The sequence below is a fragment of the Frankia casuarinae genome (assembly GCF_000013345.1).
Lineage (GTDB): Bacteria > Actinomycetota > Actinomycetes > Frankiales > Frankiaceae > Frankia > Frankia casuarinae.
Genome location: NC_007777.1, coordinates 3,294,695 through 3,308,476, shown reverse-complemented (window position 1 = coordinate 3,308,476; position 13,782 = coordinate 3,294,695). Strand labels below are relative to the sequence as shown.

Below are 13,782 nucleotides of genomic sequence, written 5' to 3'. Positions count from 1 at the left end.
CGACGGTCGTTCCGTACCTGCTTCGGGCCTGCTTCGGGCCTGCTCCGGATCTGCTCCGGATCTGCTCCGGATCTGCTCCGACATGATTGTCCTCCTTGACAAGGAAAATTTTCGGCAGGACGATGAGGCGCATGTTGGAGGTCGCAGTGATCGATGACCCGGCCGCCGCGGGGGCCGCGCTCGACCCGGTCCGGGCGAGGTTGCTGGCCGCGCTCGCGGAGCCGGGTTCGGCCAGCACCCTGGCCACTCCCGTGGGGCTGTCACGTCAGCGGGTCAATTACCACCTGCGGGCCCTGGAGCGTCACGGGCTGGTCGAACTCGTCGAGGAACGCAGAAGGGGCAACTGCACCGAGCGCGTATTACGGGCGACGGCGGCCTCCTATGTGATCTCGCCGACCGCGTTGCCGGCGGTCGCCCCGGATCCCGGCCGGTCGCCGGATCAGCGCTCTGCCCGATGGCTGCTCGCGCTCGGTGCCCGGCTGGTGCGGGAGATCGGCGACCTCCTCACCGGTGCCACCGCCGCCCGGCAGCGGCTGGCGACGTTCGCGATCGACAGCGAGATCCGGTTCGCCTCCGCCGCGGACCGCGCCGCGTTCGCCGCGGAGCTCGGGGAGACGGTTGCCGCCCTCGTCGGCAGGTACCACGACACCACCGCTGCGGGCGGGCGCTCCCACCGTTTCGTCGTCGCCCTGCACCCGAGCGTCACGCGGCCCGAGCGGGTGGCTGTCGGGTCCAATGCGGGATCCGAGGCGGGAGAGGGCATCCTCGGCCTCGGCACCGCCGGTCCCACTGGCATCGACGGTCCCACCAGCGCAGCCGGCCTTACCAGCGCAGCCGGTCCCACCGGAACCGATGGCCCCACCGCAACCAAGGAGAACTAGAGATGTCCCGTGGGTTCGAGATCCGCCGCGAGGGCGTGCTGCCCACCTCCCCGGAGGAGTACTGGGACGCCGTGACCACCGGTAACGGCGGATGGCTGTGGCCGATGGAGTTCGAGCCCCGCCAGGGTGGCGCCGCGCCCTTCGGGGGCACGGTCACCGTCTGGGATCCGCCGCACCACCTCGTCACCCGGGTGGAGGGTGCGGATGGCTGGTTCAACCAGCTGGAACATGTGATCGAGGGCCGGGACGGCGGCACGACCTCCTTCCGCTACGTCCACAGCGGGATCTTCGTCGACGACTGGGAGAACCAGTACGACGGCGCCAGCCAGCACACCGACTTCTACCTGCACACGCTCGGCCAGTACCTGCGGTACTTCAGTCGCCGGCCGGTGACCTACGTCGCGGCCGACGCGCCGGCGTCCTCGACCGCGCCGGACGCGTTCGTCCGGCTGCGCCGCGAGCTCGGCGTCGCCGACGAGGTCGGCCAGGGCGACGCGGTGCGCGTCACCCTCCCGGGCATCGACCCGCTGGACGCCGTGGTCGACTACCTGCATCCCCACTTCCTCGGCCTGCGGACCGGCGACGGGCTGTACCGCTTCTTCGGCCGCAACGCCTTCGGCGCCCCGATCGGCATCGCCCTGCACCTGTTCGCCCCCGGCGCCGACCAGGCGAAGACCACCCAGGCCTGGACCGACTGGCTACAGGACGTGTTCGCCTAAGCGCCTTTGCGGCGGTCTCTATCGTTTCGTCGGTCCCCGCCGTTTCGTCGATCTCCGCCGACTCGTGTCGGGCCGGCACCGGCACCCGGTCAGGGATGACGGTCATACTCCGAACGCCCGTGCCAGCCGCGTCAACCCCTTCGTGATCTCCACCGGCGGGTGCGTGGTGAAGGACAGGCGCAGCGTCGCGGGGTCCGGCGGCCCCGCGAAAAAAGGAGCACCGGGAACGTAGGCCACGTCGTGCTCCACCACGCCGGGCAGCAGGGCGGTGGCGTCGTGACCATCGGGGAGGCGGGCCCAGACGAACATGCCGCCCTCGGGCCGGTTCCAGCTGCTCCCGGGCGGCAGCGCCCAGGCGAGCCCGTCGAGGAGCGCGTCGCGGCGTTCGCGGTAGGCGGCGCACATCCGAGCAATGTGCAGGTCGGGGTCGGCGTCGGCCAGATACCGGGCGGCGGCGGCCTGATCGACCGTGGAGGTGTGCAGGTCCGCGGCCTGCTTGGCGATCACGCAGGCCCGCCGCAGCATGGCCGGGGCCCGCAGCCAGCCCAGTCGCATCCCTGGGGCTATGATCTTGGAGAAGCTGCCGAGCAGGACGGTGCGGTCGGCGGCGTCGGCGAACGACGCGATCCACGGCTCCCGCGTGCCCTGGAAGCGCAGCTCACCGTAGGGGTCGTCCTCGACGATCCACAGGCCCTGCTCCGCGGCCACCCGGGCGACGGCCGCGCGGCGCGCCGCGGACAGCGTCCGACCGGTGGGGTTCTGGAAGGTCGGCACCAGGTAGAGCAGTCTGGGACGCTCGCGGGCCACCGTCTCCGCCAACCGGTCGGGGAGGATCCCGTGCTCGTCGGTGGGGACGGGCACCACCCGGGCACCCGCGAGGCCGAGGCACTGCAGGGCAGCCAGATAGGTCGGATCCTCCACGAGGACCGCGTCACCCGGCTCCACGAGCGTCGCCGACAGCAGCGTCAGGGCCTGCTGCGAGCCCGTCGTGATCAGCAGGTCGTCCGCTCGGGTGGGCAGGCCGCGGCGCGCCAGGCGTTCCGCGACCGTCTGGCGCAGGTCCGGGTCGCCCTCCGTGGCGGAGTACTGCAGCACGCGCCGCGGCTCCTCGGTGAGCACCCGGTCGTAGGCGCGCCGGATTCCGTCGGCGTCGAAGAGCTCGGGAGCGGGTAGACCGCCGGCGAAGGAGATCACCTCCGGGTGGGCGGTCAGCGCGAGGATCTCCCGCACTGGCGAGGTGCGCACGGCGCCGGCTCGGGCGGCGAGACCGGGCACCGCAGCGGCGGGTGGAGCGGCGTTGGTCATGGCGGCTCCTCGAACTCCTTCTCCGGGTTCTCCCCGACGTACACGACCACTCGCCGCCAACCGCCGGGACGGCCGTACAGCGGCGTTCCAGCCTGTGGACTGTGCTTCCCGCATCCTGGACTTTCTGGCGATCATAGCCATCGGCGCCGGTTTACGTGGCCGCCCGCGACTCCGAGCAGGCCGAGCAGCACGTTCACCAGGAATATCGAGTCCCACCAGAAGTGGTCGAGCAGGACACCGGCGAGGACGGGCCGCCGGCCAGCCCGGCACCCGCGGACGACGAGAACAGCGCGAACGCCGACGCCCGGGCCGGACCGGGGATGGCAGAGGTCATCATGCCCCTTCGTATCGGGCGCAGACGATGTCTCCGATCGGGCTGGTTGAGGGGAGGCTGGTTGAGGGGGCTGCTCGTGAACAGGCACCGAACGCCGACGGTGTGGGTAAGACGTCCGCACGGAGAAAGCCAGACTGCGGACCTGGACGGAATGGCGACGGGGAATTCTCCTGTCGCAGTGGTTTATGCGGAACTCATGGAACAGAAATAGAGCGCCCGGATCGCAGAGAATGCCTGCCGACTGGACCATGACCTCGACGGTCGCGATCGGGCGGGAGATGATCAGGGGAGCGTGTCGGACATCAAACTGATACAGTCCGGCGGAGTCGGGCGTCGTCGACGCTGAGTGTCGCGCTGGTCGCCGGGAGCCGGTCACCCGGCACCGGCCAGGGTTCCTTCCCGGGAGATTTCACATGCGCAGCGCCAAGGATTTCTTCGCTCCCCTCGCCGTGGGGGCGCCACCCCCGCCTCGCGAGATCCCGTGGCGGCCGTCCCGGATGATTCACTTCTTCGACCCGAGCAACGAGAAGATGGCGGCGAAGCTGCCGCAGATCATCCCCCGGGTCGACGTGCTGCTCGGGAACCTCGAGGACGGGGTCCGAGCGGACAACAAGATCGTTGCCAGGGAGAACCTGATAAAGATCGTCGACGGCGCGGACTTCGGTGAGACGCAGTTCTGGATCCGCCTGAACAGCCTCGACTCACCCTGGGGGCTCGACGACCTGCTCACGCTCGTGCCCGCCATCGGCGAGAATCTCGACGTGGTGATGGTGCCCAAGGTCCAGGGGGCGGAGGACATCCACTATGTGGACCGCCTCCTCGCCCAGTTGGAGGCGAAGGCCGGCCTGTCCCGGCCGGTGCTTGTCCACGCGATTCTGGAGACCGCGCGAGGGGTCGCGAACGTCGAGGAGATCTGCGCGGCAAGTCCCCGCATGCAGGGTCTGTCCCTCGGCCCGGCGGACCTGGCGGCGGACCGGCGGATGAAGACAACCCGTGTCGGCGGTGGGCACCCCGGCTACCTGGTACGCCAGGATCCGCGGCCGGACGACCCGGCGGCTGTCCGAGCCACGTTCCAGCAGGATCCCTGGCACTACACGCTCGCCCGGATGGTAGACGCCTGCGCGGCGAACGGGATCATGCCGTACTACGGGCCGTTCGGTGACATCGCCGACGTCCTCGCCTGCGAGGACCAGTTCCGCAACGCGTTCCTGCTCGGGTGTGTCGGGGCGTGGTCACTGCATCCCGTTCAGATCGACATCGCGAAGAAGGTCTTCAGCCCCGAGCCCGCGGATGTCGAGTGGGCAAAGCGCGTCGTCGCGGCCATGGGCGACGGAACGGGTGCCGTGATGGTGGACGGTACGATGCAGGACGACGCCTCGGTGAAGCAGTGCCGGGTCATCCTCACTCTCGCCACTCGCCTCGCCGCCCGGGACGCGCAGCTCGCGGCGGCCTACGGACTACCCGCGCCGGAGGCACGATGACCGGCACCGCGGCCGCGGGTTCCCCGGGTTCCCCGTCCGCGGGCCGCCCACCCGCCGCGTACCGTCCGCGGCGTTCCGTCCTCTACATGCCCGGGGCCAACGAGCGCGCCATGGAGAAGGCCAGGAATCTGCCGGCCGACGCGCTCATCCTGGACCTCGAGGACGCGGTGGCGCCCGTCGCCAAGGAGCGCGCCCGGGAGCAGGTCTGCGCGGCGGTGGCCGATGCCGCCTACGGCCACCGGGAGGTCACGGTTCGCGTCAACGCCCGCGGCAGCTCCTGGCATGCCGACGACCTGCGCGCCGCGGGACGGGTGGGCCCGGACGCCGTCGTGGTGCCGAAGGTCGAGTCGCCGTCGGACGTCCACGCGATCGAAAAAGGGCTCGAAGCGGCCGGCGCGCCGGACCGCACCATGATATGGGCGATGGTGGAGACACCTGGTGCCATCCTGCGCGCCCAGGAGATCGCCCAGGCGTCGCCGCGGCTCACCGTCCTCGTGATGGGCACCAACGACCTGGCCAACGAGCTGCGTGCCGAATTCGTGCCCGGCCGCGCCCCGCTGCTGACCGGCCTGGGGCTGTGTCTGCTGGCCGCGCGCGCGAGTGGAACCGTGATCCTCGACGGTGTCTACAACGACATCCGCGACGCCGACGGCTTCGCGGCGGAATGCCGCCAGGGCCGCGAGATGGGCTTCGACGGTAAGACGCTTATCCACCCCAACCAGATCGAGACGTGTAACCGCACGTTCTCACCCACTGAGGCCCAGGTCGCGCAGGCCGCGGAGATCGTGCGGGTCTGGGAGGAGGCGCTACGCGAGGGCCGCGGAGTGGCGACCGTCGACGGCCGGCTGATCGAGAACCTGCACGTCGACAACGCGCGCCGGATTCTCGCCGTCAGCGCGGCCATCGCGGGTCTGGCCGACGGCCAGGCGGCCTCCTGACGGTGACCGTTCTGGCGGTGACCGTTCTGGCCGCTTCGACGGCTGTAGGGATGCGACAGCCCCTCCACCGCGGTGGAAGCCACCGCGGTGGAAGCCACCACCGTTCCCTGCCAGCGTGATCCGGACGCTCGGACGCTCGGACGCTCGGACGCTCGGACTCGCGGGCGATGTCTCCTGTCGGTCAGTGCAGGGGCCGGTGCGCGGTCTCGGGGAGCCGGCTGAAGACCACGGTGCTGACCAGGGCGACGGCGGTGACGTACCAGCCGAAGGAGGCGGCGTGGCCGATGTCCACGAGGTAGGTGGCGACGTAGGGGCCGGTGCCGCCGAAGAGGGCGACGGAGAGCGCATAGGGGAACCCGATACCGGAGCTGCGCAGGCGCGCCGGGAACAGCTCGGCGACCACCGCGCTCGAGATGCACGACCAGCAGGCGAGGAACACCAGCCCCATGATCTGAACCAGGAGCAGTCTGGTGGTCGAGCCGTCCAGTAGGGCCAGCATCGGAACCGTGCCGACCACGAAGAAGGTGCCGAAGATGAGCAGCATCGGCCGCCTGCCGACGCGGTCCGAGATCGCTCCGAAGACCGGCTGCAGGGCGAGGAAGATGGTCAGCGCGACGACACCGGAGAGCAGGCCGTGCTTGAGGTTGGAGCCCACCGTGATGTTCGCGTACGTCGGCAGATAGGCGGTCCATACATAGAACACCAGGGCCGGGGCCGCGGTCAGCCCGAACACCTGGAGGGATTCCCTGGGGTGCCGGCGGAGGAACTCGAACATGTCGGCACGACGGGCACCGGCCGGCTCGTCCGCCGTCTGGGTGAGGGTCTCCTTGGCGTGCGTCCGGATCCACATGCCGACCATGGCCGCGACCGAGCCGAGCAGGAAGGGGATCCTCCAGCCCCAGCTGGTCATGTTCTGCGAGTCCAGCGTGCTGGCGAGTAAGGCGCTGATCCCGATCGCCGCCAGGTTGGCCGAGGTCGCACTGATGTAGAAGAAGCTCGAGTACAGTCCCCGACGGCCAGCCGGCGCGGACTCGATGAGAAACGCGCTTCCCGCGGCATACTCGCCCCCCGCGGAGGCACCCTGGATCAGCCGGGCCAGCAGGAGCAGTGCCGGGGCGGCGACCCCGACCTGCTTGTAGGTGGGGGCAAGCCCGATGATGAGACTGCCCAGGCCCATGCCCATAATCGTGGTGCTGAGCGTCCTGCGGCGGCCGATCCGGTCGGCGAGAATCCCGAGGATCAGCGCTCCGACCGGGCGGGCGAAGAATCCGACGGCGAAGATCGCTAAGGTCGACATCAGCGGCACCAGGCTGCCTCCCGGGCTGGCCGGGAAGAACTGCGTGGAGAAGTACACCGCAAGCATCGAGTAGATGTACCAGTCGAACCATTCGACGGCGTTGCCGACGGAGGCGGCCAGGAGCTGCCGATAGTGGTTGGTCCGCTCCCGGAGGCCGGTTGTTGCTGTCATCGAAGCGGTCATGGGTTGCTCCCCTGTTGGGCGGGGCCGAGACCACCAGCTCGGAACGTCGAGCTCTGATGGGCCCGGTAACGGGTACGAATTTCCAACAGGATGTGGCGTGCGACACATCGAAGGCTACGGGCGGGATGCCAACGCGGCGCCCTTCGCTTCGTACGCGGCTACGAAACCGGCGGGGCTGCCGTCTCCGCATGGAAGGCCCAGGACAGTTCCACCAGGGTGTCGGTGTCGTCCAGGGACCGCCCGGTCAGCTCCTCGAACCGGGCTAGTCGGTAGCGCAGCGTGTTGACGTGTACATGCAGCGCCTCGGCGGTCCGCGGGATGTTACGGCCATTGGCCAGGTAGCAGCGGAGCGACTCGACGACTTCCTCCCCGAACGCACCGGTGTCCCGGAGCGGCTGGAGGTAGCGGGCCCGCATCAGTGCGGTCACGTCCGCCGCACGCGGCACGGCCACCCGCCAGCCGAGGCTCTCGAGGGTGTGCACGCCCTCGTCGTGGCGCAGTCGGGCCGCGGCCAATACGTCGTTGGCCACCGAGAAGGACGCCGCGACCCGGCCCAGCGGCCCCTCGGGCCCGGCGGCGACCAGCAGCCCCGGGACCGCGGGTGGCGGCCCCGACACGATCCCCACGAGCCGGCCTTGGGAGGGCACCAGGAGCAGGACCATGTTGCTGCGCCGGCACCCCTGGTTGATCAGGTTGAGGGCCTGGTCCAGCTCCGCTTCCGACAGGGTGGCAGTGCACACCGCCCGCAGGCGTGTGTCGCGCCGCACGTGGTAGCGGATGCACCCCTGCTCAATCTGCGTCGGAGACAGGGTGCCGGCGAGCAGCCCGGCGAGCCATTCGTCCCTGCGCCTTCGGTCCGCCACCGCATGCGACAGGCCGTACTCACGGTAGGCGCTCGCCGCACGAGCGGAGAACACGTCACTCAGCTTCCACAGCAGCGAGGTGAGAGTGAGCGACTCGGGGTGGTCGACCCCGAACTCCTGGGCGCGATCCACCAGCCGGTCCTGGATACTCGCTATGCAGATGCGGAAGCCGCCCATGATGTCCTCGATCGGCACGCCCTGCCGGAGCCGTTCCAGCGTTGTGCGCTCGGCCTGCCAGATCTCCGAGCTCGGCGGCACGACGCCCGCCCGCAGGGTGCGGCACGCCAGCACGACGTTGCGGTGGATGCTCGTCACCAGCGCCTCGGTCGGGACCACCTCATAGGCCGGGATCTCGCGCCGGACACGCTTGATCGTGGGATCCACCAGTCCCTCGTCGTGTTCCAGCGCAGCGGTGAGTTCTCGCACACGGTCGTCGGACATCCGCATCATCAGGGGATTATCCTGCCCGGCGGTGTCATCGGCACCCCGGTCCGCGCCCCAATGGCGCGCGTGGCACCCGCGCTTGTCGCGTATGTTCAGGGATCTGTCACCGCTGTTCTATCTCGGATCTTTTGGTGGGTCCAGAATCAAACCCTACCGCTCGCCTAGCCGGCTGTTCCCCGCCGGATCCAGACGATTCCGAAGGCAGGGATCGACGACAGCCACCCGAGGAGATGCAGATGACGACACTGGTCAATCCCCTCCAACATTTCGCTCCAACGTACACGGGAGTCGATGATCTTCCCTGGGTTCCGTTCACGCCTTACACGAACGAGGTGGAATTAAAGATCCTTCATGTGGATCTGATCAAGAGCGAGACGCAAATGCTTCTGCGGGCGCCGGGGGGAGCTTCGCTGGGTGTGCACGACCATTATGGCCGCGTGCTTGTCTACACCGTTCGAGGGAAATGGCGGTACGCGGAGCACGCCTGGGTGTCGGGGCCGGGTGACTTCGTGTACGAGGTCGCCAACAGCAGGCACACGTTCATTGTGGAGCCTGACGAGGGCATCGAGGTGTTCATCTCGGTTGAAGGAGCTATTGCTTTCCTCGGCCCAAGCGACGAGATCATAGGCATCGAGCAGGCCCATACGTTCGCCGAACGATACAACGAGTACTGCAGGAAGCACGGGATCATACCGGTTGACCTGACCAGCTTCGCCCTCTCGTAGCCAGTCGGTTGGTGGGGCCGGTGATCACGCTGGTCCCACCAGTAAGCCTTGCGAGTCCCACCGGCCACCCTGGCCACCCTGGTGAGCCTTGTGCGACCCTCGCCTTCGACGAGTCGCCAGCCGGTCGCTATTCGTACACCACGAGCGTGGATTCCGCTATCGCGACTTACCTGGGCTTCCCCCACGTCTTCCCACTGCTTATGCTTGCGGGCGCGGCGGCCCAGGTTCCCGGTAGGAGGCCATCATGCGAATCTACGAGACGTACGACCTCGTCGATGTACCCCATCGCGACCGTCCTGGACGCTGGGAGGAGATCCTGGGCAGCGCGGTGACGCCATTCCACACTGATGTTCCTCCAGGGCGATTACCCTACCGTGCCTCGATTGAGCGTCGCTGGTTCGATGACATCGCGCTGCTGGATATCGCATGTGATCCGTGCAGGGGTGAACGTAGTCGAAATCTGATCAGCCGGACCAGCGAGGACAATATCGCGATATTCTTCGCTACCGCTGGGACTGAACGGCTTGCCATCGAGGACAAGAAGATTGTTGTCACTCCAGGAAGCTTCGTCATCTGGAACAGCATGCAAAAGGTGCGGTTCGAAGTTGTCGAGCACTTCCGCAAAATTACCCTGGTAATCCCGAGAGTGGCGCTGGAAGAGGTCTTGGAGAGCCCGTGGTTGGAAGCCGACCTCGTGGTGGATGTGAACGCTCCCGCGATTAGGTTGTTGCGCAGCTATGTCGCATCACTTGCCGGCCTCCCGCACGAGGTTCCCGCCCCCACCATAACGGCGGCCCGCAACGCGGCATTGGAGCTGGTGGCCGCGGCGGTGCGCCCCGAGGCCACGTTCACGAGTGCGATCACTGGGGAAGCGCTGCGGCTCGCAGTGGAACGCTGGATAGCTCGAAACCTTGGCCACCGCGACGTCAGCGCCGCCGCGGCGGCCGCTGCGCAGTGTGTGTCTGTCCGCACGCTGCAGCGCAGCTTCGCCGCGACAGGAAACAGCTACAGCGCCGTCGTCCGCTCCCAGCGACTCGCACGAGCCCGCCGGGACCTGATCGCAGGGTGACCCGCAAAGTCTGTTTGTGCAGGTAGACGGTGTGAGACGGGGTGCGGGGGGCTGGGGCCGGTGGTGGTGTGAGGATCCGGGCCCGGCTGCTGTTTCGTCGCTGTGAGTAGCGCGTGTGAGGGTGGGTTCCGGCGCCGGCGGAAACGCCACCGATGACGTTCTGTGACAGCCGGTGGGGTGGGTGGGGCGGTGGGGCCGTGGGGTCCGGGGGAACAACGGCGGGCCACCACGGTGAGGGTGGCTGCGGTGAGGCAACGGGGTCCCGGTAGGACGGGGATTGCCTAGATCACCAGCCGTAGGGAGCCCCGTTGCCGGTCCAGTCTCGCATGCCCGTCACTCCCACCGATCTCGGACAGGCCGGGTCGGGGCAGCTGGTCCGGATGCGGCGGTCGCTGCGGGTCCTGGGGGCGCACGGCGGTGAGGTGCAGGGGCTCGCCGACGTACTCGCCGGGGTGCCTGACCCGCGGGACCCGCGAGGGATACGTCACCGGCTCCCGGTGATCCTGGGACTGTCCGCCGCAGCGGTCGCCGCGGGGGAGAAGTCGGTGGAGGAGATCGCGGCCTGGGCTGCGCACGCCCCGACGCAGGTCCTGACCGCTCTCGGGGCGCGGGTCCATCCGGTGACCGGGCAGCCGCAGGCACCGTCGGTGGACACGATGATCCGGGTCCTGTCCGCGGTGGACAGCTCGGCGCTGGCGAGGGCGGTCGGGATGTTCGCCGCGGCCCGCGCCCGCCAGGCCCGTGGTGGTGGGCGGCGGGTGGTCGCGGTCGACGGGAAGACCCTGCGTGGCGCGGCTGGGCCTGAGGGGCGGGCACCGCACCTGCTCGCGGTCGCCGAACACGGCACGGGTGTGGTGCTCGCCGAGCATGAGGTCGGCGCGAAGACGAACGAGGTCACCGCGTTCGCACCGCTGCTCCGCGAACTGCATTCCCATGATCCGCTGGATGGGGTGGTGGTGACCGCTGATGCGTTGCACACGACCCGCGCCCACGCCGACCTGATCGTCACCGAGCTGGGAGCGCACTTCGTGTTCACGGTGAAGGCGAACACCCCGGCGTTGTCGGTCGACTGCCACCAGGCGACCGACTGGACGAAGATCCCGATCGGGCACAGCGCCGAGGGCAGGGCCCATGGACGGTTCGAACGACGCACCATCCAGCTGGCCCAGGCCAGCGAGGCGATCCGTGCCCGCTATCCCCATGCCCGCACCGTGGCGCGGATCCGCCGTCATGTCCGGCGGACCGTGACCACCGGCACGGGCCGGGCCCGGGTCACCCGGACGATCCCGAGCACTGTCACGGTCCACGTCCTGACGAGCCTCACCCTCGACGCGGTCACACCCGCTGATCTCGCGGGCTACGCCCGAGGGCATTGGACGATCGAGAACAAGGTCCACTGGGTGCGCGATGTGACGTTCCGTGAGGATGCCTCGCGGGTTCGGACCGGCCCACTGCCCCGCATCATGACCACACTCCGTAACCTGATCATCGGGCTGATTCGCCTCGCTGGCCATAACCGCATCGCCCCGACCATCCGCAGAATCCGACACGACAACGCCCTGCTCCTGGCCATCCTCACTCTCGACAACCCCGCTGACCTGCATCAATGACTTTGCGGGTCACCCTGGACCTGATCGAGGGATCATGCTCCATTCAGGCGATCGCCAGCCGTTGGGGTTTTGCGGACACGAGTCACTTCTGTCGAGAATTCAAACGGCTGTATGGTGCGACGCCGACTTGTTACCGTGATTCGGTCGCCTTACCGTTCGCCCACGTGGGAGATCCCGATTTTCGGGACAATCCGGACGGTGGTACGCAGCCCTCCAGAACCGCGTCCCGGACCTCCAGGCCGCATGACTGATCGTGTCGTCCGTCCGGCCGGCACTGGTCCCGGATGTCCAGGACGGGCCGGACCGGCGGCGGGGCAGGTCGGGTCGGATCAGGTCGGGTTGGGTCGGTTTGGATCAGGTCGGGTTGGGTCGGATCAGGCGGGGCGAGCGGCCGGTTGGCCCAGCCAGCGTCGCACCAGACCGGTCAGAAGCAGGATCACGGCCGTTCCGACCACTTCAATGATCACATTCGCGAGCAGGTGACTCATCGTGTAACCTCCCAGGCGTACCGTGTCGCGCCCCGACCCTGGTCGGGGCGCGCCAGACCGCCACGAGGCGGGCGGTCTGTACTTCCGGGTGACACGGTGCGGGTCGCAGATGAACAGAAAGTGAGCGATTCCGTTCGGTTGTATGGCCAGAGCGTGAACCCGCTCGTTTGTCGCGGTCCGTGACTGTCCGACGAACCGCCAGGTCAGCCCATGTGGGGGCCTGCTGCGGGGTGGACTCGGCCCGATCCGGCCGAACCCCGATCGGACCAGGTCGATCGGACCAGGTCGATCGGACCAGGTCGGAGGATCGGAGAAGGCGGGGACGCCGTCACCCAGCATCCGCCCGCATTTCACCCTTCGCTACGGTGAAGCCGTGGTCGGGTATGCGTGGATGACGCGAACAGGCCGGGCGCGGAGCCGGCAGACCAATCGTCGTTCGGCGTGGCCTCCGGACCCGGCGGCCTCGCCGGACGGGCTGAACGGACCGGATGGACCGGATGAACCGGACTCGTCTGGCTCGTGGGCCAGGTCGGCGCGTCGATGAACTTCTTCGAGGGAACGGTCCTCGGTCTCGTTCAGGGGCTCACCGAGTTTCTCCCGGTCTCGTCCAGCGCCCACCTGCGCATCGCTGCCGCGCTCGCCGGCTGGGAGGACCCGGGCGCCGCGTTCACCGCCGTGACCCAGATCGGCACCGAGACCGCCGTGCTGATCTACTTCCGCAGGGACATCGCCCGCATCGTGGCGGCGTGGGCGCGCTCGCTCACCCGCCGGGAGATGCGTAAGGACCCCGACGCCCGGACGGGCTGGCTGGTCATCCTCGGCACCCTTCCGATCGGCCTGCTCGGGGTGACGCTGCAGGACGCCATCGAGGGTCCGTTCCGCGACCTGCGGCTGATTGCCACGACGCTGATCGTGCTCGGCCTGATCCTGGGCGGCGCGGACTGGTACGCCTCGAAGGGGCGGCCGCAGGGTCGTCATTCGCCGCTCCGCCCGCGCAAGGTGCTTGAGGACTTGTCGGTGCGTGACGGGCTCCTCTATGGTCTCGCTCAGTCTGCCGCGCTGATCCCCGGCGTCTCCCGGTCCGGTGCGACGATCAGCGGGGGCCTGCTTCTCGGCTATACTCGCGAGGCTGCGGCCCGGTACTCCTTCCTGCTGGCGATGCCGGCGGTGCTGGCGTCCGGGGTCTTCGAGCTGCGTTCCATCGGTGGGAAGGATGCCGACGTCGCCTGGGGCCCGACGATCCTCGCCACATTCGTGGCGTTCGTCACCGGCTACGCCGCGATCGCATGGTTCCTGCGGTACATCTCGACGCGCAGTTTCGCGCCCTTCGTGCTGTATCGCGTGGGGCTGGGGCTGCTGCTGTTCTCCCTGCTGGTCGGGGGTGCCCTCAGCCCCGACGCCGGTGCCCCCCCGGGCTGAACGGGCGGGGAGCCCCCAGGCGCGAC

At 68.8% G+C, this 13,782-nt stretch carries 13 protein-coding genes; 9 read left to right on the top strand and 4 right to left on the bottom strand.

Annotation, left to right across the window (positions count from 1 at the left end; all coding sequences use genetic code 11):
• The first annotated feature begins 131 nt into the window (after nt 1-131).
• Together FRANCCI3_RS14125 and FRANCCI3_RS14120 are read left to right on the top strand one after the other, a co-directional pair.
• Nucleotides 132-881, top strand: coding sequence for an ArsR/SmtB family transcription factor (locus tag FRANCCI3_RS14125; protein ID WP_011437196.1), 750 nt, complete (start codon nt 132-134; stop codon nt 879-881).
• 2 nt (nt 882-883) lie between these two features.
• Complete coding sequence (locus FRANCCI3_RS14120; RefSeq protein WP_011437195.1) at nt 884-1,600, top strand: SRPBCC family protein; 717 nt, start codon at nt 884-886, stop codon at nt 1,598-1,600.
• Between the two features lie 102 nt (nt 1,601-1,702).
• Here the strand turns inward: FRANCCI3_RS14120 and FRANCCI3_RS14115 are convergent, their stop codons facing one another.
• A complete protein-coding gene (locus FRANCCI3_RS14115) occupies nt 1,703-2,905 on the bottom strand; it encodes a PLP-dependent aminotransferase family protein (protein ID WP_011437194.1) in 1,203 nt (400 codons plus the stop codon).
• 193 nt (nt 2,906-3,098) lie between these two features.
• Complete coding sequence (locus FRANCCI3_RS28180; RefSeq protein WP_160172385.1) at nt 3,099-3,242, bottom strand: hypothetical protein; 144 nt, start codon at nt 3,240-3,242, stop codon at nt 3,099-3,101.
• Between the two features lie 410 nt (nt 3,243-3,652).
• Between FRANCCI3_RS28180 and FRANCCI3_RS14110 the strand changes: the two genes are divergently transcribed.
• Nucleotides 3,653-4,720 (top strand): HpcH/HpaI aldolase/citrate lyase family protein, encoded by a 1,068-nt coding sequence (locus FRANCCI3_RS14110; RefSeq protein WP_011437192.1) that lies wholly within the window; start codon nt 3,653-3,655, stop codon nt 4,718-4,720.
• Entirely contained in the window at nt 4,717-5,658 is a 942-nt protein-coding gene (locus FRANCCI3_RS14105; protein WP_011437191.1) for an HpcH/HpaI aldolase/citrate lyase family protein, read from the top strand. Before FRANCCI3_RS14110 ends, FRANCCI3_RS14105 begins: the two co-directional genes overlap by 4 nt.
• 181 nt (nt 5,659-5,839) lie before the next feature.
• On the opposite strand, the gene FRANCCI3_RS14100 is transcribed toward FRANCCI3_RS14105, so the two are convergent.
• Together FRANCCI3_RS14100 and FRANCCI3_RS14095 are read right to left on the bottom strand one after the other, a co-directional pair.
• The gene (locus tag FRANCCI3_RS14100; RefSeq protein WP_035941473.1) at nt 5,840-7,126 is read right to left on the bottom strand and encodes an MFS transporter; all 1,287 of its coding nucleotides are present in this window, start codon (nt 7,124-7,126) and stop codon (nt 5,840-5,842) included.
• A gap of 170 nt (nt 7,127-7,296) precedes the next feature.
• Nucleotides 7,297-8,442 carry a PucR family transcriptional regulator gene (locus tag FRANCCI3_RS14095; protein ID WP_035731897.1) on the bottom strand — a complete coding sequence of 382 codons (1,146 nt, stop codon included), beginning with the start codon at nt 8,440-8,442 and terminating at the stop codon, nt 7,297-7,299.
• Between the two features lie 239 nt (nt 8,443-8,681).
• Here FRANCCI3_RS14095 and FRANCCI3_RS14090 point away from each other — a divergent pair, with 239 nt between their 5' ends.
• From FRANCCI3_RS14090 to FRANCCI3_RS14070, 5 genes are all read left to right on the top strand, one after another.
• Entirely contained in the window at nt 8,682-9,170 is a 489-nt protein-coding gene (locus FRANCCI3_RS14090) for a 2,4'-dihydroxyacetophenone dioxygenase family protein (protein ID WP_011437188.1), read from the top strand.
• Nucleotides 9,171-9,414: 244 nt separating this feature from the next.
• Complete coding sequence (locus tag FRANCCI3_RS24705; RefSeq protein ID WP_011437187.1) at nt 9,415-10,239, top strand: hypothetical protein; 825 nt, start codon at nt 9,415-9,417, stop codon at nt 10,237-10,239.
• A gap of 326 nt (nt 10,240-10,565) precedes the next feature.
• Nucleotides 10,566-11,849, top strand: a complete 1,284-nt coding sequence (locus FRANCCI3_RS14080) for an ISAs1 family transposase (protein WP_049760812.1) — start codon at nt 10,566-10,568, stop codon at nt 11,847-11,849.
• Entirely contained in the window at nt 11,846-12,100 is a 255-nt protein-coding gene (locus FRANCCI3_RS29115; RefSeq protein ID WP_083503453.1) for a helix-turn-helix domain-containing protein, read from the top strand. The genes FRANCCI3_RS14080 and FRANCCI3_RS29115 overlap by 4 nt, the downstream gene beginning before the upstream one ends.
• A gap of 777 nt (nt 12,101-12,877) precedes the next feature.
• On the top strand, nt 12,878-13,756 hold the full coding sequence (locus FRANCCI3_RS14070) for an undecaprenyl-diphosphate phosphatase (protein ID WP_011437185.1): 879 nt from the start codon (nt 12,878-12,880) through the stop codon (nt 13,754-13,756).
• Nucleotides 13,757-13,782 lie beyond the last annotated feature (26 nt).

Coding starts and splice junctions, on each gene's coding strand:
- FRANCCI3_RS14125 (WP_011437196.1), top strand. CDS start 132: ATGTTGGAGGTCGCAGTGATCGATGACCCGGCCGCCGCGGGGGCCGCG.
- FRANCCI3_RS14120 (WP_011437195.1), top strand. CDS start 884: ATGTCCCGTGGGTTCGAGATCCGCCGCGAGGGCGTGCTGCCCACCTCC.
- FRANCCI3_RS14115 (WP_011437194.1), bottom strand. CDS start 2,905: ATGACCAACGCCGCTCCACCCGCCGCTGCGGTGCCCGGTCTCGCCGCC.
- FRANCCI3_RS28180 (WP_160172385.1), bottom strand. CDS start 3,242: ATGATGACCTCTGCCATCCCCGGTCCGGCCCGGGCGTCGGCGTTCGCG.
- FRANCCI3_RS14110 (WP_011437192.1), top strand. CDS start 3,653: ATGCGCAGCGCCAAGGATTTCTTCGCTCCCCTCGCCGTGGGGGCGCCA.
- FRANCCI3_RS14105 (WP_011437191.1), top strand. CDS start 4,717: ATGACCGGCACCGCGGCCGCGGGTTCCCCGGGTTCCCCGTCCGCGGGC.
- FRANCCI3_RS14100 (WP_035941473.1), bottom strand. CDS start 7,126: ATGACAGCAACAACCGGCCTCCGGGAGCGGACCAACCACTATCGGCAG.
- FRANCCI3_RS14095 (WP_035731897.1), bottom strand. CDS start 8,442: ATGTCCGACGACCGTGTGCGAGAACTCACCGCTGCGCTGGAACACGAC.
- FRANCCI3_RS14090 (WP_011437188.1), top strand. CDS start 8,682: ATGACGACACTGGTCAATCCCCTCCAACATTTCGCTCCAACGTACACG.
- FRANCCI3_RS24705 (WP_011437187.1), top strand. CDS start 9,415: ATGCGAATCTACGAGACGTACGACCTCGTCGATGTACCCCATCGCGAC.
- FRANCCI3_RS14080 (WP_049760812.1), top strand. CDS start 10,566: ATGCCCGTCACTCCCACCGATCTCGGACAGGCCGGGTCGGGGCAGCTG.
- FRANCCI3_RS29115 (WP_083503453.1), top strand. CDS start 11,846: ATGACTTTGCGGGTCACCCTGGACCTGATCGAGGGATCATGCTCCATT.
- FRANCCI3_RS14070 (WP_011437185.1), top strand. CDS start 12,878: ATGAACTTCTTCGAGGGAACGGTCCTCGGTCTCGTTCAGGGGCTCACC.